20 protein-coding genes are annotated in these 19,537 nt (G+C 73.7%); 12 read left to right on the top strand and 8 right to left on the bottom strand.

All coding sequences use genetic code 11. The annotated features are described in order from the left end of the window. Nucleotides 1–35: 35 nt before the first annotated feature. Nucleotides 36–1,553: an amino acid adenylation domain-containing protein gene (locus ACA511_RS23850; protein ID WP_375026792.1), complete on the bottom strand. Its 1,518-nt coding sequence runs from the start codon at nt 1,551–1,553 to the stop codon at nt 36–38. 236 nt (nt 1,554–1,789) lie between these two features. Between ACA511_RS23850 and sbnA the strand changes: the two genes are divergently transcribed. From sbnA to ACA511_RS23830, 4 genes are all read left to right on the top strand, one after another. Continuing rightward, complete coding sequence (gene sbnA, locus ACA511_RS23845; protein WP_375026791.1) at nt 1,790–2,767, top strand: 2,3-diaminopropionate biosynthesis protein SbnA; 978 nt, start codon at nt 1,790–1,792, stop codon at nt 2,765–2,767. A gap of 28 nt (nt 2,768–2,795) precedes the next feature. Further along, the gene (sbnB, locus tag ACA511_RS23840) at nt 2,796–3,821 is read left to right on the top strand and encodes a 2,3-diaminopropionate biosynthesis protein SbnB (protein WP_375026790.1); all 1,026 of its coding nucleotides are present in this window, start codon (nt 2,796–2,798) and stop codon (nt 3,819–3,821) included. A 162-nt stretch (nt 3,822–3,983) separates the two neighbouring features. After that, the gene (locus tag ACA511_RS23835) at nt 3,984–5,090 is read left to right on the top strand and encodes an epoxide hydrolase family protein (protein WP_375026789.1); all 1,107 of its coding nucleotides are present in this window, start codon (nt 3,984–3,986) and stop codon (nt 5,088–5,090) included. A gap of 108 nt (nt 5,091–5,198) precedes the next feature. Then, nucleotides 5,199–6,056: an alpha/beta fold hydrolase gene (locus tag ACA511_RS23830; protein WP_375026788.1), complete on the top strand. Its 858-nt coding sequence runs from the start codon at nt 5,199–5,201 to the stop codon at nt 6,054–6,056. Nucleotides 6,057–6,156: 100 nt separating this feature from the next. On the opposite strand, the gene ACA511_RS23825 is transcribed toward ACA511_RS23830, so the two are convergent. Continuing rightward, on the bottom strand, nt 6,157–7,071 hold the full coding sequence (locus ACA511_RS23825; protein WP_375026787.1) for an NADP-dependent oxidoreductase: 915 nt from the start codon (nt 7,069–7,071) through the stop codon (nt 6,157–6,159). A 124-nt stretch (nt 7,072–7,195) separates the two neighbouring features. Between ACA511_RS23825 and ACA511_RS23820 the strand changes: the two genes are divergently transcribed. Further along, nucleotides 7,196–7,438 carry a hypothetical protein gene (locus tag ACA511_RS23820; RefSeq protein WP_375026786.1) on the top strand — a complete coding sequence of 81 codons (243 nt, stop codon included), beginning with the start codon at nt 7,196–7,198 and terminating at the stop codon, nt 7,436–7,438. 75 nt (nt 7,439–7,513) lie between these two features. Beyond that, the gene (locus ACA511_RS23815) at nt 7,514–8,629 is read left to right on the top strand and encodes an acyl-CoA dehydrogenase family protein (protein WP_375026785.1); all 1,116 of its coding nucleotides are present in this window, start codon (nt 7,514–7,516) and stop codon (nt 8,627–8,629) included. Here the strand turns inward: ACA511_RS23815 and ACA511_RS23810 are convergent. After that, entirely contained in the window at nt 8,604–9,014 is a 411-nt protein-coding gene (locus ACA511_RS23810) for a DUF2000 family protein (RefSeq protein ID WP_375026784.1), read from the bottom strand. The genes ACA511_RS23815 and ACA511_RS23810 overlap by 26 nt on opposite strands. A 64-nt stretch (nt 9,015–9,078) precedes the next feature. Here ACA511_RS23810 and ACA511_RS23805 point away from each other — a divergent pair, with 64 nt between their 5' ends. The 3 genes from ACA511_RS23805 (at nt 9,079) to ACA511_RS23795 (ending at nt 11,798) form a co-directional block, all read left to right on the top strand. Then, nucleotides 9,079–9,879, top strand: coding sequence for an AraC family transcriptional regulator (locus ACA511_RS23805; protein ID WP_375026783.1), 801 nt, complete (start codon nt 9,079–9,081; stop codon nt 9,877–9,879). A 25-nt stretch (nt 9,880–9,904) separates the two neighbouring features. After that, a complete protein-coding gene (locus ACA511_RS23800; protein WP_375026782.1) occupies nt 9,905–10,903 on the top strand; it encodes an ADP-ribosylglycohydrolase family protein in 999 nt (332 codons plus the stop codon). Nucleotides 10,904–10,988: 85 nt separating this feature from the next. After that, nucleotides 10,989–11,798, top strand: coding sequence for an alpha/beta fold hydrolase (locus tag ACA511_RS23795; RefSeq protein WP_375026781.1), 810 nt, complete (start codon nt 10,989–10,991; stop codon nt 11,796–11,798). Between the two features lie 16 nt (nt 11,799–11,814). On the opposite strand, the gene ACA511_RS23790 is transcribed toward ACA511_RS23795, so the two are convergent. The 3 genes from ACA511_RS23790 to ACA511_RS23780 are packed head-to-tail and all read right to left on the bottom strand — an operon-like array spanning nt 11,815 to nt 13,746. Then, the gene (locus ACA511_RS23790) at nt 11,815–12,234 is read right to left on the bottom strand and encodes a TIGR03668 family PPOX class F420-dependent oxidoreductase (protein WP_375026780.1); all 420 of its coding nucleotides are present in this window, start codon (nt 12,232–12,234) and stop codon (nt 11,815–11,817) included. A gap of 27 nt (nt 12,235–12,261) precedes the next feature. Then, the gene (locus ACA511_RS23785; RefSeq protein ID WP_375026779.1) at nt 12,262–13,065 is read right to left on the bottom strand and encodes an enoyl-CoA hydratase; all 804 of its coding nucleotides are present in this window, start codon (nt 13,063–13,065) and stop codon (nt 12,262–12,264) included. A 36-nt stretch (nt 13,066–13,101) separates the two neighbouring features. Further along, nucleotides 13,102–13,746, bottom strand: coding sequence for a class II aldolase/adducin family protein (locus ACA511_RS23780; RefSeq protein ID WP_375026778.1), 645 nt, complete (start codon nt 13,744–13,746; stop codon nt 13,102–13,104). Between the two features lie 71 nt (nt 13,747–13,817). Here ACA511_RS23780 and ACA511_RS23775 point away from each other — a divergent pair, with 71 nt between their 5' ends. After that, nucleotides 13,818–14,735 carry a carbohydrate kinase family protein gene (locus ACA511_RS23775; RefSeq protein WP_375026777.1) on the top strand — a complete coding sequence of 306 codons (918 nt, stop codon included), beginning with the start codon at nt 13,818–13,820 and terminating at the stop codon, nt 14,733–14,735. Between the two features lies 1 nt (nt 14,736). Here the strand turns inward: ACA511_RS23775 and ACA511_RS23770 are convergent, their stop codons facing one another. Together ACA511_RS23770 and ACA511_RS23765 are read right to left on the bottom strand one after the other, a co-directional pair. Then, complete coding sequence (locus ACA511_RS23770; protein WP_375026776.1) at nt 14,737–16,287, bottom strand: AMP-binding protein; 1,551 nt, start codon at nt 16,285–16,287, stop codon at nt 14,737–14,739. Between the two features lie 69 nt (nt 16,288–16,356). Then, nucleotides 16,357–17,001 (bottom strand): ACT domain-containing protein, encoded by a 645-nt coding sequence (locus tag ACA511_RS23765; protein ID WP_375026775.1) that lies wholly within the window; start codon nt 16,999–17,001, stop codon nt 16,357–16,359. Nucleotides 17,002–17,209: 208 nt separating this feature from the next. Between ACA511_RS23765 and grpE the strand changes: the two genes are divergently transcribed. Together grpE and ACA511_RS23755 are read left to right on the top strand one after the other, a co-directional pair. Next, a complete protein-coding gene (gene grpE / locus ACA511_RS23760) occupies nt 17,210–17,932 on the top strand; it encodes a nucleotide exchange factor GrpE (protein WP_375026774.1) in 723 nt (240 codons plus the stop codon). Nucleotides 17,933–17,939: 7 nt separating this feature from the next. Beyond that, the gene (locus tag ACA511_RS23755) at nt 17,940–19,523 is read left to right on the top strand and encodes an Hsp70 family protein (RefSeq protein WP_375026773.1); all 1,584 of its coding nucleotides are present in this window, start codon (nt 17,940–17,942) and stop codon (nt 19,521–19,523) included. The last annotated feature ends 14 nt before the right edge of the window (nt 19,524–19,537 follow it).

Below are 19,537 nucleotides of genomic sequence, written 5' to 3'. Positions count from 1 at the left end.
CCCGATCGGCCCACTGCGGTCACCCAGAGTGATCGTCAGCGGGTCGGGTACTCGTGCACGACCACCGCGGCGGCGCCCACACCCGGGTGCCGCTGGAGGACCGCCTCGATCTCGCCCAGCTCCATCCGGACCCCGGCGATCTTGACCTGCCGGTCGACGCGCCCCAGGTACTGCAGGGTGGGGCGGTCCTCGCCGCCCGCGCCCGCCGGCAGCAGCCGCACCGCGTCGCCCGTCCGGTAGAGGCGGCCGGTCGGGGACGAGGCGTCGAAGGGGTCGCGGTAGAACGCCTCGCGCGTCCGCTCGTCGCCGCCGAGGTAGCCGCGGCCGACGACGACGCCGCCGACGAACAGCTCGCCGGTCTCGCCGGCGTCGCAGGCCGCCCAGGTGCTCGCGCCGTCCGCGCCGTCCTCCTCCCGCAGCACGTACAGGCGCGCGTTGACGACCGGGGTGCCGATGGGGAGGCGGAGGAGCCCGAGGTCGCCGGCCGTCACGGTGTGGTGGGTGACGTCGTCGGAGCACTCGGTCGGGCCGTAGGCGTTGAGCAGCCGGGCGTGCGGCATCGCCTCCAGCCAGCGGCGGGACAGCTCGGCGGGCAGTTCCTCGCCGGTCGCGATCATCCAGCGCAGCCGGGTCAGCGAGCCCGGGGCGAGGTCGTCGAGGAGGTGCCTGACCATGGTGGGGACGAGCTCGACGATCGTGATGCCCTGGTCGTCCACGGCGCGGGCGAACGCCGCCGGGTCGTGCGCGGCGTCGTCGCCGATCACGTCGACGCGCCCGCCGAGCAGCAGCGGGCACAGCATCTGCCAGATCGAGATGTCGAAGCCCAGCGGGGCGGTGAACGCGACGACGTCCGCGCCGGTCAGCTCCAGGTCGACGATCTTCGCCCAGAGGTGGTTGAGCATGCCCTGGTGCTCGACGACCGCGCCCTTGGGGCGGCCCGTCGAGCCCGAGGTGAACAGGACGTACCGGGGCTGGTCGAGGGCGTCCAGGCGGGGCTCCCCGGCCCACGGCGCGAGCCCGCCGGCGGCGGCCGCGCCGACGACCCGGCACCCGGCCTCCGCGGCGCCCTCCAGCAGGGCGGGGGCGGGCTCGGCGTCCACGGTGACCAGCACGGACGCGCCCGCCTGGCCGAGGACGTCGCGGACGCGCCCGGCGGGCCACGTCTCGTCGGCCGGCACGTACAGGGCGCCGATCAGCTCGATCGCGAGGAAGGCGGCGACGACCTCGGCGCAGCGCCCGCCGCCGACGCCGACGACGGCGCCCGGTTCGACGCCCGCCGCCTCCAGCAGCGCGGCGAGGCGGCGGGCCTCGGCGGCCAGCCCGGCGTAGGAGAGGGTGCGGCGCCCGTCGGCGACCGCCGGGCGGTCGCGCTCGGCGGCGAACCGCTCCACCCGGGCGATGACGGTGCCGGCGAGGTCGACGTCCCGCTCGCGGACCATCCCGTGCCGGACGGCCAGCTCCCGGGCCCGCTCCGCCTGCGCCGCGGGCACGTCGAGGGCGGGCAGCCCGGACAGGGGGAGCAGCCGGTCCACGGCGGGTCCGCGAGCACTCATCATTACTCTCCGTGTTCTATAACCACTCCGCTGTAACGGCAATACAAGCGGAGGCCATAGCTTATGTCCGACAGTCGGCAGAAGCACCGCGCAATACACCCTACCGGCCAGTAAGTAGGGGGTTGCGACGGGAAGTTGCCCGCGGGTACGGTGATGCTCCGCATGGCTCTGGCGTGAGGCCGGCGGCGAACTCGGGGGAAGATGAGGGAATTGTTTCTTCATTTGAGGGTGGACGCGTGCCGATAATCACCTCGCCGCAGGATTTCAATGTCGACGACCTTTATGTCGATCTGCGGCATGTCATCGACCGGCCGCTCTACCTGAAATGCGAGGGCTTCAATTTCGCCGGATCGGTCAAGCTGAAGGCGGCCGCCGCGATGGTGGAGGCGGCCGAGCGCGAGGGCGCGCTCACCGCCGGGTCGGTCATCGTCGAGTCGTCGTCCGGCAACCTCGGGATCGCGCTCAGCCTCATCGCCGCGAGCCGGGGCCTGCGGTTCGTGTGCGTCACCGACCCGCGCTGCAACCCCGCGTCGATGCGGGTCATGCGGGCGCTCGGCGCGGAGGTCCGCGTCGTGTCCGACAAGGACGCCAACGGCGGCTACCTCGGGGGCCGCATCAGCTACGTCCGGGCGCTGTGCGAGTCGGACGAGCGGTACGTCTGGCTGAACCAGTACGCCAACCGGAACAACTGGCTGGCGCACTACCGCGGGACCGCTCCAGCGATCGACCGCGAGTTCCCCGACCTGGAGGTTCTCTTCGTCGGCGCCGGGACGACGGGCACCCTGATGGGCTGCGCCCGCTACTTCCGCGAGCACGACCGCCCCGTCACGATCGTGGCGGTCGACGCGGTCGGCTCGGTCACGTTCGGCGGCATCCCGGAGCGGCGGATGGTGCCGGGGCTCGGCACCAGCAGCAGGCCCTCCCTGGTGGACGAGTCGTTCATCGACGACGTCGTGCACGTCGCCGAGCCGGACACGATCCGCACCGTCCACGCGCTCGCGTCCCGCGGGTTCCTGTTCGGCGGCTCGACCGGCACCGTGGTGTCGGGCGCGTCCCGCTGGCTGGACGCCAAGTACCCGGGCGAGGACCCGGTCGCGGTGGCGATCGCCCCCGACCTCGGCGAGCGGTACCTGGACTCGATCTACGCGGAGGACTGGGTGCGCGAGCACTTCGGCGGCCTGCTCTCCGACCCGGCCGGTATCGTCGGCGACTGATCATCGAGAGAACACGGAGTTTCCCACCATGACGCAGGTCCCAGCATTCGCCGTGATCTCCGGCGCCCAGGTCCACGAGGCCGTCGCCGGGCGCGAGGAGGAGGTCACCCGGATGGTCGAGGCGGCCTACCGGCTGCACGGCGCGGGGGCGACCGTCAACCCGGACTCCTACTTCCTGCGGTTCCCCGACCGCCCGGCCGACCGGATCATCGCGCTGCCGGCCTCGGTCGAGGGCGACGTCGGCGTGCACGGCATCAAGTGGATCTCCAGCTTTCCCGGCAACGTCGCGAACGGCATCCCGCGCGCCTCGGCCGTGCTCATCCTGAACGACGCGGAGACCGGCTACCCGTTCGCCTGCCTGGAGAGCTCGATCATCTCCGCGGCCCGCACCGCCGCGTCCGCCGCGCTGGCCGCCGCCGCCCTCGCCGACGCCCGCGGCGACCGCCCGCGCCGGGTCGGGTTCATCGGGGTCGGCCTCATCGCGCGCTACATCCACACCTACCTGGCGGGCAACGGCTTCACGTTCGACGAGCTGGGCGTCCACGACCTGTCCGCCGCGCACGCGGAGGGCTTCAAGGGGTACCTGGAGCGGTCGGAGAAGGGCGAGATCACGATCCACGAGTCGGCGGAGTCGCTGATCCGCTCGTCCGACCTGATCGTCTTCGCGACCGTCGCCGGCGAGCCGCACGTGCACGACCCGGCCTGGTTCGCGCACGGCCCGCTCGTGCTGCACGTGTCGCTGCGGGACCTCTCCCCCGAGATCATCCTGTCGGCCTACAACATCGTGGACGACGTCGAGCACTGCCTGAAGGCCGGCACGTCGCCGCACCTGGCCGAGCAGAAGGCCGGCAACCGCGACTTCGTCGCGGGCACCCTGAACGACGTCCTCACCGGGGCGGCGAAGCCGCCGTCCGGCAGGCCGGTGGTCTTCTCACCGTTCGGCCTGGGCGTCCTCGACCTGGCGGTGGCGAAGTACGTCTACGACCGGGTCTCGTCGTCGGGCGCGCTGCACACCGTCCCCGACTTCTTCCACGAGCTCAAGCGCTACGGCTGACCCCGCCGCCCGGCGCGCGTCCCCTCGCGGACGGCGCGACGGCGCGCGCCACGACTCCCTCGAACCATTGGGCGAGCCAACGACCATGTTATCGTTGGTCTCGCCAACGTTGGCCGTGCCAAACATCTGGCCGGCGAACGCATACCCGAGGGAGCGAAGACCATGATCAAGCCGTTCCGCATCGACATCCCGCAGGCCGACCTCGACGACCTCGGCGACCGGCTCGCCCGCACCCGCTGGCCCAACGAGATCGCGGACGCCGGATGGGACTACGGCTTCCCGCTGGCGCGGCTCAAGGAACTGGCCGAGTACTGGCGCACCGGCTACGACTGGCGCCGGCACGAGGCCGAGCTCAACGAACTCCCGCACTTCACCACCGAGATCGAGGGCCAGGACGTCCACTTCGTGCACGTGCGGTCGCCGAGGCCGGACGCGCTCGCGCTGATCCTCACCCACGGATGGCCGGGCTCGTTCCTGGAGTTCCGCGACGTGATCGAGCCGCTGTCGCGCGACTTCCACCTGGTGATCCCGTCCATCCCGGGGTTCGGCTTCTCGGGGCCGACCCATGAGCGCGGCTGGGACGCCGGCCGGGTCGCGCGGGCCTGGGCCGAGCTGATGCGCCGCCTCGGGTACGAGCGCTACGGCGCGCAGGGCGGCGACTTCGGGGCCGGCATCTCGACGGCGCTCGGCGCGGCGGCGCCCGCGAACGTCGTCGGAGTGCACGTCAACTACCTGCCGACCCGGCCGGACCCGGACGCGGGCGTCGAGCTGTCCGCGTCCGACGAGGCCCGGCTGGACAAGGTCCGGCACCTGATGGCGAACCGCCCGCCCTACCAGGCGCTGCAGGCCCTCACCCCGCAGACCATCGGCTACGCGCTGACCGACTCGCCGGTCGGCCAGCTGGTCTGGATCGCCGAGCGCTTCGCGCAGTGGACCGGCCCCGACACGCAGATCGACGACGACCGGATGCTCACCGACGTCTCGCTGTACTGGCTGACCGCCACCGCGGCCTCCTCGGCCCGGCTGGCCCGCGAGACCCCGCGCGGCGGCGCGCCGTGCCGGGCGCCGCTCGGCGTGGCGGTGTTCGCGCACGACATCACGCAGCCGGTGCGGCCGCTGGCCGAGCGGCTGTACGACATCAGGCACTGGTCGGAGTTCGACCGCGGCGGCCACTTCGCCGCGATGGAGGTCCCGGAGCTGCTCGCCGGGGACGTCCGAGACTTCTTCCTCACCCGGCTCAAGGAGGACGGCCTGGCCGCCGCCCGGTAGCGGCGGGCGCGGCCGCGGGTGTCACAGGACGGGCCGGTGCGCTGTCTTGACTCACGTCGGCCACCACGCGCCCGACTCCGGAACCTTCCCATGGAAAGGGAGAGGCTCATGACCAGTCCTCGAATCCGCGCAGCGCACCACGTCAGGAGACGGCCCGCCGCGGCGATCGTCCTCGCCGCAGTCCTCGTCCTGGTGAGCCTCGTCCCGGTGCGGAGCGCCCCCGCGCAGGAGAGCCGGCCCGGAGCGCCGAAGCCCACGGTCGTGCTCGTGCACGGAGCCTGGGCGGACGCCTCCAGCTGGAGCGGAGTCGTCACGAGGCTCCAGCGCCACGGGTACTCCGTCGCCGCGGTCGCCAACCCCCTGCGGTCGCTCTCCGGGGACGCCGCGTACGTGCGGGCCTTCCTGGAGACGCTGAAGGGCCCGATCGTCCTCGTCGGCCACTCCTACGGCGGAGCGGTGATCACCAACGCGGCGACGGGGAACCCGAGCGTCAAGGCGCTCGTCTACGTCAACGCCTTCGCGCCGGACGAAGGCGAGACCGCGACGGCCCTCGCCGGGCCGGACTCCGCGCTCTCGGCCGCCGACCCCACCACCCTGTTCGACTTCGTCCCCGCCGCCCTCCCGCCCACCCCGGCGACCGACCTCTACCTGAAGCGGTCGACCGTCTCGGCGTCGTTCGCGATCGGGCTGAGCGCACCGGACATGGCACTGGTGACGGCCACGCAGCGCCCGGTCACGCTCGGCGCGCTCAACGAGCCGTCCGGGGCTCCCGCCTGGCGGACGATCCCGTCCTGGTACCTCATCGGAGACAAGGACAGGATCATCCCGCCCGGCGCCGAACGCGCCATGGCGGCACGGGCAGGCTCCACCGTCACCGAGTACGACGCCGGGCACCTCGGCCTGGTGACGGCGCCCACGACCGTCGCCCGCGGAATCGAGCAGGCCGCGAGGGCGGGCGTTCGCTAGCGGCGCGGTACCCGGCCTCGCCCGCGTCCGTCCGGCCGCCGCCGGCGGACGACGGGCGAAGCCGCCTGTCCGGCCGGCGTCCCGTCCCGGGCGGCGGGCGTCAGACTTCGATGACGACCTTGCCGGGGACCCCCTTCCGCTTGGCCTCGAACGCCTCGCGGGTCTCGGCCAGCGGGTACACGGCGCCGACATGGGCCCGGAGCCGCCCCGACTCTGCCCGCCGCGCGATTTCGGCGAGCTGGGCGCGGTCGGGCTCGACGATGAAGAAGACGGCGCGTCCGTTCTCGGGCTCGACCGGGGGCGGCGCGGTGATCGAGACCAGGGCGCCGCCGGGCCCGACCCTCCCGGCGGAGCGCGCGAGCAGGTCGCCGCCGATGGTGTCGAAGATCAGGTCGACGGGGCCGACGGCGTCCTCGAAGCGCTGCCGTTCCAGGTCGACGAATACGTGCGCGCCCATCTCGGTCGCGACGTCCGCGGCGCGGGCCCGGCCGGTGGCGATGACGTGCGCGCCGGCTCCGCGGGCCAGCTGGACGGCCAGGCTTCCGGTGCCGCCGCCCCCGCCGTGCACGACGACGGACTTGCCGGATTCCAGGCCGCCGTGGACGAAGAGCGCCTGCCAGACGGTCAGCCCGGCGAGCGGCAGCGCGGCCGCCTCGGTGAACGTCGACGACTCGGGCAGCCGGGCGAGGTTGCGGGCCTCGACCGCGACGTACTCGGCCGCCGCGCCGTCGCGGTGCCAGTCGGTCAGGCCGAAGACGCGGTCGCCCACGGCCAGGCCGGCGGTTCCGTAGCCGACCTCGGCGACCACGCCGGCGACGTCGTGGGCCGGGATCGACGGCGTCCGGTCGCGTCCCGCTCGATCCACCCAGGTGCCCGGCCAGTCGAGCTCGTCCGGCACGAACCCCGCCGCGTGCACGCGTACGACCACGTCGCCCGTCGCCGGCCGCGGTCGCGGCGCGTCCTCCAGGACGAGTCCCCCGCTACCGCCGCGCTCATGAATGCGCACAGCCCTCATCGCCGTCCCCTTCCGCTCCATGGGTAGTCCCTTCCCCTGAGAGATGATGATCCACGAGCCCCGCCGCGCGCCGCTCCTCTCTCCAGAAGGAGATAGAACGGGCCGGAGTGGGCACGGGTCGGCTATGGATGAGCGTGATGTCAGGCGCGGGGACGTCCAGGAGCTGTCGGACTTCGAGCTGGTCGTGTACGAGACCGTGGCGGAGATCGACAAGGAGCGCGGCGCGGCCGACTTCGCGGCGATCGGCGCGCTCGTCGAGGCGCCCGAGGAGGATCTGTGGGCCGCGCTCGGGCACCTCGTGGCGATCAACCACCTGCACTCGACCAGCGAGGGGTACGTGCTCGGGCCGCACGACTGGGCGCCCTGACCGTCCCGCTGGATGGGAGCGCCGGGCGGGCGGCGCCCGGCGCGCTGGCACGATGACCGGGTAAAACTGGGACACGTGTGGGAGGCCGCCGCGATGAAGCTCGTCGTCACCGAGGAACAGCGGGAGCTGCGGGACGCGCTGCGGCGCTTCTTCGCCGACCGGTCCCCCGCCGCCGAGGTGCGGCGGCTCATGGAGACGGCCGAGGGCCACGACCCCGGGGTCTGGGCGCAGATGGCCGAGCAGCTCGGGCTGCAGGGCCTCGCGATCGCCGAGGAGCACGGCGGCGCCGGCTTCGGGATCCGGGAGCTGGCCGTCGTGTTCGAGGAGATGGGACGCGCGGTCGTGTGCGCGCCGTTCCTCGCCACGATCACGGCCGCGGCGGCGCTGGAGGCCGGTGAGGGCGGCCATGACCTGCTGCCCGGCATCGCCGACGGGTCGGTCATCGCGACGCTGGCCGTGGCCGAGGACGGCGGGTCCTGGGACCTCGGCGACGTCCGGGCCACGTTCGGGGACGGGCTGCTGCGGGGCGGCAAGAGCTTCGTCCTGGACGGGCACCTGGCCGATCTGGTGCTCGTCGCCGCCCTGGGCGAGGACGGCCCCGGGGTGTACGCCGTGGAGGACGTGTCGCGGCTGACCCGGACCCTCATGCCGACGCTCGACCAGACGCGGAAGCTGGCGCGGATCGAGTTCGACGGCGTCCCGGCCCGCAGGGTCGGCGGGCGGGACGCGCTGCTGCGGGCGCTCGACGTCGCGGCCGTGGCGCTGGCCGCCGAGCAGCTCGGCGGCGCGCAGCGGACCCTGGACATGACGGTCGAGTACGCGAAGGTGCGGCACCAGTTCGGGCGCCCGATCGGGTCGTTCCAGGCGATCAAGCACCGGTGCGCGGACATGTTCGTGCTGGTGGAGTCGGCCCGGTCGGCCGTGCTGAACGCGGCGGGCGTCGCCGACGAGAGCCCGGACGAGCTGCCGGCCGCCGCCGCGCTGGCGAAGGCGTACTGCTCGGACGCCTTCTTCCACACGGCGGGCGAGGCCATCCAGCTGCACGGCGGCATCGGGTTCACGTGGGAGCACGACGCGCACCTGTACTTCAAGCGCGCCCAGGGGTCGCGGCAGCTGTTCGGCTCCCCCGACCGGCACCGGGAGCGGCTCGCCGCGCTCGCCGGGCTCACGGGTGCAGCCGCAACCCCTTGAGTGCCTTGTCCACGCCGTTCTTCGGGCCGTGGACGGCGAACCCGACCAGCGGCATGTCCTCGGCCGCGACCGCCCGGACGGTCGCGCGGTTCGCCTCGTCGTGGCCGGTCTCGAACATGTCCTCGATGTAGACGGCGACGTCCATCCCGCGGGCGAGGGCGCGGGCGTGCGCCGTCACGATCGCCTCGGCGGCGGCCTCGTACACGAGGACGGGCTGCCGGAACATCGCCGGGTACCGGTTGCCGGACGCGTCCTCGTACGGTTCGCCGAGCACGCCGGGCACGCCGCCCGCCACGGCGCCGGCGAGGAACGCGGTCACGTTGAGGCGCTGCCACGCGGCCAGGTCGTCCCGGACCACGATCCCGATCTTGGTGTCGAAACGCATGCCGGACAGGGTGCCGCGACCGGCGGCGGCCCGTCTTGAACGCTCGTGCGCCAGACTGGGACGCGTGGACTGGAGCCGGTACTGGCGGTCGCCCGACCGCCCCCTGGAGGCGATGCACGCCCACTTCGAGCGGCACGTGTACCACCGGCACAGCCACGAGGCGTACTCGTTCGGCGTGACCGAGGACGGCTACCAGGCGTTCCGCTGCCGGGGCGGCGCGCACACGAGCGCGGCCGGGATGGTCATCGCGTTCAACCCCGACGACCCGCACGACGGCCGCCCGGCCGACGAGCTGGGCTTCACGTACCGGATCGTGCACATCGGGCCGGAACTGGTGTCCGGCGTGCTGGCCGACATGGCGGGCCGGGCGGCCGGGCTCCCCCTGTTCGACTTCCCCATCGTCGACGATCCCGTCCTGGCGCGGAGCCTGCGCGGGCTGCACGCGGCGCTCCTCGGCGGCGCGACGGCCCTCCGGCGGGACGAGCTGCTGACCGCGGCGGTCGGGGCGATGGTCGACCGGGCCGCGACGCGCCGTCCGGGGACCGCGTACTCCGGCGGCCACGTCGAGCGCGCCAGGCGGCGTCTCGACGAGGCGTACCTGGACGACATCGGCGCCGACGCGCTGGCCGAGGCGGCGGGGTGCAGCCGGTTCGCGCTGTACCGGGGCTTCCGGCGGGCGTACGGGATGGGGCCGGGCGACTACCAGCGCCAGCTCCGGCTGCGCGCCGCCAGGCGGCTCCTCGCCCGGGGCGACGCGATCGGGGACGTCGCGGCCCGCACCGGCTTCGCCGACCAGAGCCATCTGACGCGCTGGTTCGTCCGCTGCTACGGCATGACGCCGGGCCGCTTCCAGCGTGCCGGTTGAGACCGGTTGCGGAAGAATGCCCGCCATGAGACGGGCGAGCGGGGCGATGTTCGGGCTGGCGTACGGCGACTCCCTGGGAGCGCCGACCGAGTTCCTCACCATGGAGCAGATCAACCGGCGCTTCGGCGAGCACGGGCCCGCGCAGCCCGACGGCGACCCGGCGCTCGTCACCGACGACACGCAGATGGCGATCGCGGTGGGCCTGGCCCTCCTGGACGCCCTGGCGAACCCCCCGTTCACCCCCGGCCTGGTCGCCCCGATGTGGCGGCGCCGCTTCGTCGACTGGCTGAACAGCCCCGACAACAACCGCGCGCCCGGCAACACGTGCCTGCGCGCGTGCCGGAGCCTCGAAGCCGGAAAGCCCTGGGTGCAGGCGACCGTGGCGGACTCCAAGGGCTGCGGCGCCAACATGCGGGTCGCGCCGGTCGGCCTGGCGCCCGGCTTGACGGACGAGACCCGGGCCGGCGCGTCCCAGCTCCAGGCCGCCCTCACCCACGGCCATCCGACCGGGCTGGCCGCCAGCGAGCTGACCGCGTTCGCCGTCCGGTGGCTGGCCGGCGGCATGGACCCGTCCGACCTGCCCGCGGCGCTCCGCGACCGCTGCCACGAGCAGCGCACCGCCTACCACGAGCGCTGGCTCGGCGACCTGTGGCGGCGGGCCGGGACGGACGCCCCGGAGACGTTCATCGCGCGCGGCTGGGACGAGTGCCTCGCCGTCCTCGACCGCCTGGACGGGGCCGTCGCGCGCGGCGACCGCGCGGCCGACCCCTGCGCGGCCACCGGTGCGGGCTGGGTCGCCGAGGAGGCCCTCGCGACCGGGCTGCTGTGCTTCCTGCTGTTCCCGGACGAGCCGGTCCGGGCGATCCGGCGCGGCGCGGCCAGCTCCGGCGACTCCGACTCGATCGCCTGCCTGGCCGGGGCCTTCGCGGGCGCCCGCCACGGCATGGGCGCCTGGCCGGACGAGTGGTCCGCCCGGATCGAGTACGCCGCCGACCTGGCGCGGATCGGCGCGGCCTGGGACTGACGCCCGAGAGCACCGCTCTTGACTCGCGCCCACCCTATGGCTAATATCATTAGCTATAGGGCTACTGAAATTCAAGGAGTGTGCGATGAGCGAGACCCGGTTCCTCGACCTTCCCGGTGGGCGGCTCGCCTACGACGACAGCGGCGACGGCGGCGACGGGGGCCCGCTGATCGTGTGCCTGCCGTCGATGCTCGACCTCCGGTCCCAGTACCGGTTCCTGCGGCCCCTGCTGCTCAAGGCCGGCTACCGGGTCGTGACCGTCGACCAGCGCGGCATGGGCGAGAGCAGCGCGCGGTGGCCCGAGTACGGGAGCACGCCCCTGGCCCACGACCTCCTGGCGCTGCTGCGGCACCTGGACGCGGGGCCGGCCCTGGTCTACGGCTGCTCGAACGGCGCGGCGGCCGCCGTCTGGGTCGCGGCCGAGGCCCCCGAGCTCATCGAGGGGCTGGTGCTGGCGGCGCCGTTCGTCCGCGACGGCGAGGCCGGGTTCGCGCAGAAGCTCACCATCGCCCTCATGCGGGTCCCCGGCCTGGCGGTTCCGCTCTACATGTCGTACTACCCGAAGTGGGAGCCCGTGCCCCCGGCCGACTTCGCCGAGCACAAGGCCAAGCTGAAGGCCAGTTTGAAGGAGCCGGGCCGCGGCGGCGTCATCGCCGGCTACCTGAGCATGTCGCACGCCGAGGCCGAGGCGCGGCTCGACCGGGTGCGGGCGCCCGTGCTCGTCATCATGGGGACGGGCGACATCGACTGGCCCGACCCGGCCGCCGAAGCCGAGTGGGTCGCGCAGAAGCTGGACGGGCGGGTCGTCCTCCTGGACGGGGCCGGGCACCACCCGCACGTGGAGTTCCCCGAGAAGGTGGCCGAGGCGGTCACGGCGTTCCAGCGGTCCCTCTGAGACCGGGCCCGCCGGCTCAGGACGCGGACCAGCCCGTCCAGGCGTCGATCGTGATCGCGACGACCGGGCCTTCGGGCGGGCGGTCGCGGTACTGGGCGTAGCGGTCCGCGAGGAGCGCGACGGGCCCGGCCATCCGCGCGGGGTCGTCGACGATGTGGGCGTGGCCGTCCACGCGGACCCACCACAGGCGGTCCCAGTCGTCCTCGTAATGGTCGGCGAGCAGGGCCACCCGGGGGTTGGCGCGGACGTTGGCCAGCCTCCGCAGATCCCGCGTGCTCTTGGGCTTGTGGTCCACGGCCGTGTAGACGCTGCCACGGTGGACGGCGAACGCCACGGGGACGAGATGCGGCCGCCCGTCCTCCCCCACGGTCGCGAGGCGCACGACGGGGACCGTCGTCAGGAGGCGGCGCGCGTCGTCCGGCGAGAGCTTCGGCACCCCTTCACCCTGCCACGCCGCCGTCCGTCAGTCCTCGAAGTCCGGGGGCCGGTGCTGCTTGCGGGCCTTGATCGCCTCTTCGAAGTTGCGGGTGGTGAGCCGGACGTAGAGCTGGGCGAGCCCCTCCTGGCCCATGTGCGCGTCGAGGCTCGCGGCGTCCAGGCCGGACCACAGCATCCGCTTGGTCAGCTCCACGCCGGGACGGCTGAACGCGGCGATCCGCTCGGCGAGGTCGTAGCAGGAGCCGAGCAGCTTGTCGGCGGGGACGACCCGCGAGAGCAGGCCGATGCGCTCGGCCTCGGCGGCGTCCACGTCGCGCCCCGACAGCATCATCTCGAAGGCGCGGGACGAGCCGATCGCGCGCGGCAGCAGGTAGCTGAGGCCGAGTTCGCTCGCGGTCAGCCCGTTGTTGATGCCGGCGGCGCGGAACAGCGCGGTCTCGGCGCCGAGCCGGATGTCGGCGGCCAGCGACAGGCAGAGGCCGCCGCCGATCGCCGGGCCGTTGACCGCCGCGATGACCGGCTGGTGGACGCGCCGCATCGCGCGGACCACGTCGTCCAGCAGCTCCATCGAGCGCAGCGCGATGGTCGGCAGCGTCAGCCCGTCGATGCCCGGAAGGTCGCCGGGGTTCTCCAGGTCGGCGCCGGAGCAGAAGCCGCGCCCGGCGCCGGTGATCACGACGGCGCGTGTCCCGTTGTCGCGGCTGACCTCTTCGAGGGCCTCGCGGAACGGGACCATCACGTCGAACGCCATCGCGTTCATGCGCTCGGGCCGGTTGAGCGTGATGAGCGTGATGTGCGGGCGCGGCCGGTCGATCAGGACGAAGGGCAAGGCGGGCCTCCCGGAGTCAACCTAACAAGCGTTAGGTTACACGCGGGGAAACTCCGGCGGCGCGAGGCCGCGCTCGACCACCCTCGCCAGCTCCTCGTCCGTCAGGACGCGCGGCTCGCCGATCATCCTCGCGCGCACGTAGACGCCGCACAGCCATTCGAGGAGCCGCGCGTTCTCGAACGCCTCGTCCAGGTCGCGGCCGATCGCGACGCCGCCGTGGTTGGCCATCAGCGCGGCGCGCTTGCCGCCGGCCATGGCCTCCCGGACGTTGTCCGCCAGCTCGGGCGTCCCGTAGGTGGCGTACTCGGCGACCCGCACCACGCCGCCCAGCAGCAGCGTGTTGTAGTGGATCGGCGGCAGCTCGGACATGGTCGTCGCCACGACGGCGCCGTAGGTCGAGTGCGTGTGCACGATGGCCGCGGCCGGGGTCGCCGCGTAGAGCGCGAGATGCATCGGCGTCTCGGAGGACGGCGCCCGCTCCCCCTCGACGAGCCGCGAGGACAGGTTCACCACCGGGCAGTCGGCGGGCTCCATCCGGTCCAGCATCATGCCGCCGGGGGTGACCGCGACGAGGTCGCCCGACCGGACGCTGGCGTTGCCCGACGCGCCGGTCACGAGGCCGGCGCCGGCCAGCCGCCGGCCGATGGCGCACAGCTCGTGCCGTTCGTCCTTCAACAACATGCGAACACCTCTCACGTTCTTCGGTCTCCACCGCGTACGCTACGGCCCTGACGATCATTAAGGGGCCGGTCATGACCGTTGTCACTGTCGGTGCGCACATCCTCGACGTGCTCGCACGTCCCGTGGAGGGCATCCCGGACGGGCAGGACACCGTCGTCGTGGAGCAGATCCGGGTGACCGCCGCGGGCGCCGCCGCCGGGACCGCGGTGGCCCTCGCCCGGCTCGGCAACGACGTCATCTCGGTCGGCGCGATCGGGGACGACGACCTCGGCGACCTCCTCGTCACGATCATGACGCGGAACGGCGTGGACGTGACCGGGCTCGTCCGCCGGACGGCCGACCAGACGAGCGCGTCGATCCTGCCGATCCGGCCGGACGGCGGCCGGCCCAGCTTCCACGTCCCCGGCGCGAACCTGACGCTGACGACGGGCGCGGTCGGGCCGGGCCTGCTCGGCGCCGCGAGCGTCGTGCACCTCGGCGGGCCCGACGTCACGTTCGGGCTCAACGACCCGGCGTTCTTCGAGATGCTCGCCGCCGCCCGCCGGACCGGCACCGTCGTCACGATGGACCCGCTGTCCAACCTGCCCGACCTGCTGGCCGGCGCCGCCGCCTTCCTCCCGCACGTCGACCACTTCCTGCCGAACGAGGAGCAGGCGGCCGCGATGACCGGGGAGAGCGACCCGGAGAAGGCCGCGCGGGCGCTGCTCGACCGGGGGCCGGGCACGGTCGTCGTCACGCTCGGCGCGGACGGCAGCCTCGTCGCGACCGCCGGGGGCGTCCACCGGCTGCCCGCCCTGCCGGTCGAGGCCGTCGACACCACCGGCTGCGGCGACGCGTACTGCGCCGGGTTCATCACCGGGCTCGAACACGGGCGGGACGTCCTGGAGGCGGCCCGCTGGGGCGCCGCGGCGGCGGCGACCGTCGCCCGGGGGCTCGGCTCCGACGCGTGCCTCACCGGCCTGGACGCGGTCCTCGCGCTGCTGGAGTGAGTCAGATCCGCTGCTTCCGCCCCGCCCAGTACGGGTCGCGGAGGAGGCGCTTGTAGAGCTTGCCCGTCGGGGTCCTCGGCATCTCGGCGACGAAGTCGACCGAGCGCGGCGCCTTGTAGCCGGCGAGCGACGCGCGGACGTGCCCGATCAGCTCGGCGGCGAGGGCGCCGGACGGCGCGTACCCGTCCGACGGCTCGACGGCGGCCTTCACCTGCTCGCCGAACTCCTCGTCCGGGACGCCGAACACCGCCACGTCCCGGACGGCCGGGTGGGTGATCAGCACGCCCTCGATCTCCGCCGGGTAGATGTTCACCCCGCCGCTGATGATCATGTCGATGACGCGGTCGGCGAGGAACAGGTAGCCGTCCTCGTCCAGGTAGCCGACGTCGCCGGTGGTGAACAGGCCGTCCGCGCGGTGCACCGAGCGGGTCTTCTCCTCGTCGCCCCAGTACTCGACGTCGTCGCCGCTCGTGTAGCGGAAGTAGATCTGGCCGCGCTCGCCGGCGGCGGCGGGCCCGCCGTCCTCGCGCAGGACGCGGACCTCCGTCGTCGGCAGCGGGCGGCCGACGCTGCCGGGCCGCTCCAGCCACTCCTCCGCGGTGATGACGCTGTTCACCGACGCCTCGGTGGACCCGTAGTACTCGTGGACGACCGGGCCGAGCCAGTCGATCATCCGCCGCTTCACCTCGGGCGGGCAGGGCGCGGCGCCGTGCCACACGACCGCGAGGCTGGAGCCGTCGAAGGCCGCGCGGGTCTCCTCGTCCAGCCGCAGCAGCCGGACGAACTGGGTCGGCACGAGGTGCACGTTCGTGATCGCGTGCTCGTCGATGAGCCGGAGCGTCCCGGCCGGATCGAACTCCCGCCGCATCACCACGGGCCTGCCCCTGAGCAGGAACGCCAGCGACCACAGCCACTGCGCCGAGTGGTAGACGGGGCCGACGAGCAGCGACCGGCCGCCCGCCGGGATCCGCAGGACCTCGGCGAACACGTCGCCGACGAGGCTCGCCGTCTCGATCGGCGCGCCGGCGCCCAGCTGCTTGCGGCGCACGCCCTTCGGCCGTCCGGTGGTGCCCGAGGTGTAGAACATCGGGAAGCCCATGACCGGGTCGGCGATCTCCGCCTGCGCGCCGGACGCGAGGAACTCCTCGTACGGGGTGAAGCCCTCGACCGCGTCGCCGAACGCGACGCGTGCGGCGAGGCCGACGCCCTCGGACGCCTCGCGCGCGACGCCGCCGAGCGCGTCCTCGGAGAACAGGGCCCGCGCGCCCGCGTCCGTCAGCACGTACCGCAGCTCGCCGGCCGTCCAGTGCCAGTTGACCATGACGTACCGGAGCCCGATGTGGCCGGCGGCGCACATCAGCTCGAAGTACTCGCGCCGGTTGCCGGAGTGGATCGCGATGGCGTCGCCGGCGGCCAGGCCGAGGCCGCGCAGCGCGTTCGCCAGCCGGTCGGTCCGCGCGTCCAGCTCCCGCCAGGACGTGCTGCCGCGTTCATCGGTGAGGGCGGACCCGTCCGGCTCGGCGTCGGCGTACGGGCGGAGCAGCGCGGCCATCGGCCACCTCCTGGAACGCGGCGGGGTCCTGGACTGCGACTCTAGGTCCCGTCCGGCCGCGTGGCCAGGTCAGGACGCGGGCTGACCGGCCGGGACGCCGTAGAGGACGGCGTCGGCGGCGACGGCGAGCTGCTCCAGCCGGAAGACCTCGGTGCGGTGGAACGGCGGCGCGCCCGTCCGGGCGGCGACCAGCGCGACGACGCCCATGGCGAGCGGGGAGACCGCGTACTGGGTGCCGTCCGGCGCGGTGAACGCGCGCGGCCGCAGCGGCAGCAGGCCCGGCAGGTCCGCGCCCGACACGCCGCCGACGCTCGCGTGCACGAGGAGCGCGCCCTCCTCGCCCATCGGCTCGGCGAGGCCCGCCCAGTCGGCGCTCAGCAGGGCCGGGACGGCGTCGGCGAGGATCTCCATGCCGCGCTCCGGGACCGCTCCGACCTGCCCGATCACGGCCGCGTCCGGGAACGCGCCCTGCGGTTCGGCGGTCGGCCAGATGCCGACGACGTCCACGCCCTGGACCGACCCGAGGCCCTCCATCAGCCGCTCGATGCCCGCGCCGGCGGGCCACGCGACGGTGAAGTCGTCCATCGCCCGGCCGTTCTCGCGCTCCAGCACCGCCATCTGCACGACGTCGGCGCCCGCCGCGCCCAGGGTGCGGGCCACCTGCGCGAGCGATCCGGGACGGTCCGGCAGCCGTACGCGTATCCGCAGCAACATCGGCACCTCCAGTGTCCGCCGGCGATCACCGTGCGAGACCCCCAGCTTCGGCGAAGCCGGTTTCCGGGGCGTTACCCCCAGGTGTCGTCCGGAGAAAACGACGCCGCAAGTCGGTGCTGGAATGACGGGTACGGGTCAAACTAGAGTCCAGGCAAGGTCATCATCGGACCTGTCGTACGCATGCCGTCCAGCATTAAGGTAACCGCACGTGTCGAGGGACGGGGAACCCCCAGTCAACGAGGAGTCCGGAGCCGAGCCGGAGCCGGCCCCCGCCGGGGACGAGACCGGCGGCGGGGCCGGCGCGGCGGCGTTCCGCGAGGACGTCCGGGACGCCCTCGCGGGCCTCGCGGCGCGGCTCGACCGCGAGCACGAGCGGGCGGCGCACCGCGAGGCCGTCATCGACCGGCTGCACGAGGAGAACCAGCGGCTGCGGCGGGGCGAGCTGCAGGGGATGCTGGAGCCCGTCCGCACCGCGCTGTACCGGCTGCACGACCAGGCGCGCCGCGAGTCCGCCCGGCTCGCCGCGCCCGGCCCCGCCGAACCGCCCGGCCCCCGGCAGACCGCGCTGCTGCTGGCGGCGCTCGCCGACGACGTCGCGGACGCGCTGGCGCGGCTCGGCGTGGAGAGGTTCACCGTCGAGCCCGGCGCGCCCTACGACGCGTCCCGGCACCGCCCGGTCGCGGTCACGCCCGTCGCCGACCCGCTGCGCGCCGGCACCGTCACCGCCGTCGAGTCCGACGGGTTCGAGCAGAGCGGCAAGGTGCTGCGCAAGGCGGCGGTCAGCGTCGGGAGGCTCGACGAGGGCGCCGGCGGCGGGAACGGATCGGAGCCGGCGGTCAAGTCCGGCCCAAGTCGCCGCGGCGGGGCGGGGCGCGGCGGGACGCTGGACGGCGGGCCGGCACAGAACTCAGGACTCGGGACCGACAGGTGAGAGGGACATGGCTGTCTACGGGATCGACCTCGGAACCACGTACTCCTGCATTGCCTCCATCGACGATGTAGGGCGGCCCGCGGTCCTGCGCAACCTGGAGGGCACCGACACCACGCCGTCCGTCGTCTTCTTCGAGAGCGGCGAGAACGTCGTCGTGGGCGCCACCGCGAAGGACACCGCGGTCCTGGAGCCCGACAACGTCGTCAGCCTGGTCAAGCGCGACATGGGCCGGGACGTGACGCGGCCCGTCCACGGGATCGACTTCACGCCCGAGGAGGTGTCGGCGTTCATCCTGCTGAAGCTGGCGACGGACGCGCGCACCACGACCGGCGAGGACGCCCGCGACGTCGTCATCACCGTCCCGGCGTACTTCGGCGCGGCCGAGCGCGACGCGACCCGCAAGGCGGGGCGGATCGCCGGGCTGAACGTCATCGACATCGTGTCCGAGCCGATCGCCGCGGCGATCACCTACGGCGTCCTCAACCCCGAGGTGGACCGGACGATCCTGGTGTACGACCTGGGCGGCGGGACGTTCGACACGACCGTCATCGCGCTGCGCGGCGGCCACATCGAGGTCGTGTGCACCGACGGCGACCACGAGCTGGGCGGCGCCGACTGGGACGCGCGGCTCGTGGAGCACCTGGCCGAGCGGTTCCGGGAGGAGCACCCCGACGCGGGCGACCCCCTCGACGACAAGCAGACCGAGCAGCAGCTCCGCCGCGACGCCGAGGACGCGAAGAAGGCCCTCACGACGCGCACGGCCCAGACGGTCCGGGTGATGCACGGCGGGCGGGTCGCGGCGGTCGAGGTCACCCGGGAGAAGCTGGAGGAGCTCACCAAGGACCTCCTCGACCGGACCGTGGAGATCACCGGCCGGACGCTGTCGACCGCCGCCGAGAAGGGCGTGGACGACTACGACGACCTCGTCCTCGTCGGCGGGTCCACGAAGATGCCGGTGGTCGCGGCGCGGCTGGCGACCGAGCTGGGCCTCGCGCCCCGCCTCCAGGACCCCGACCTCGCGGTCGCGAAGGGCGCGGCCCTGTACGCGTTCGAGGAGACCTACCGGCGGCTCGTCCGGGAGGGCGCCGCCGAGCGCGCCGAGGAGATGGCGAGCCGGGCCGGGCTGTCCGCCGAGCAGCAGAAGCAGATCGCCGGGCGCCAGATCAAGACGGTCGCCTCGCACGCGTTCGGGATCGTCGTGGTCGACCGGGAGACCGGCGCGGAGACCGTCGCGCACCTCGTGCACGCCAACGACGAGCTGCCCGCCGCCAAGACCGAGGACTTCTTCACCGTCTACGACGACCAGACGTCCGCCGACATCCGGGTGATGGAGCAGGCCGGGGTCGTCGAGTCCGCCGACCTGATCGACAACACCGAGATCGCGACCGGGGAGATCCGCGTCCCGCCGGGCAAGAAGGCGGGCTGGCCGATCGGCGTGACGTTCGCGCTCGACTCGTCCGGGCTGCTGAACGTCACGGCCGTGGAGAAGGAGACCGGGGAGCGGCTGGAGCTGAAGGTGGACGTCGGCGGCATGTCCGAGGAGGACGTCGAACGGTCCCGCAAGGCCCTCTCCCGGGTCCAGGTCAGCTAGCGGCCCGCCGACTT

Source organism: Actinomadura sp. GTD37, from assembly GCF_041951365.1.
GTDB lineage: Bacteria > Actinomycetota > Actinomycetes > Streptosporangiales > Streptosporangiaceae > Spirillospora.
The sequence above is the reverse complement of the archived record's forward strand: the minus strand, read 5'-3'. Positions and strand labels throughout refer to the sequence as shown.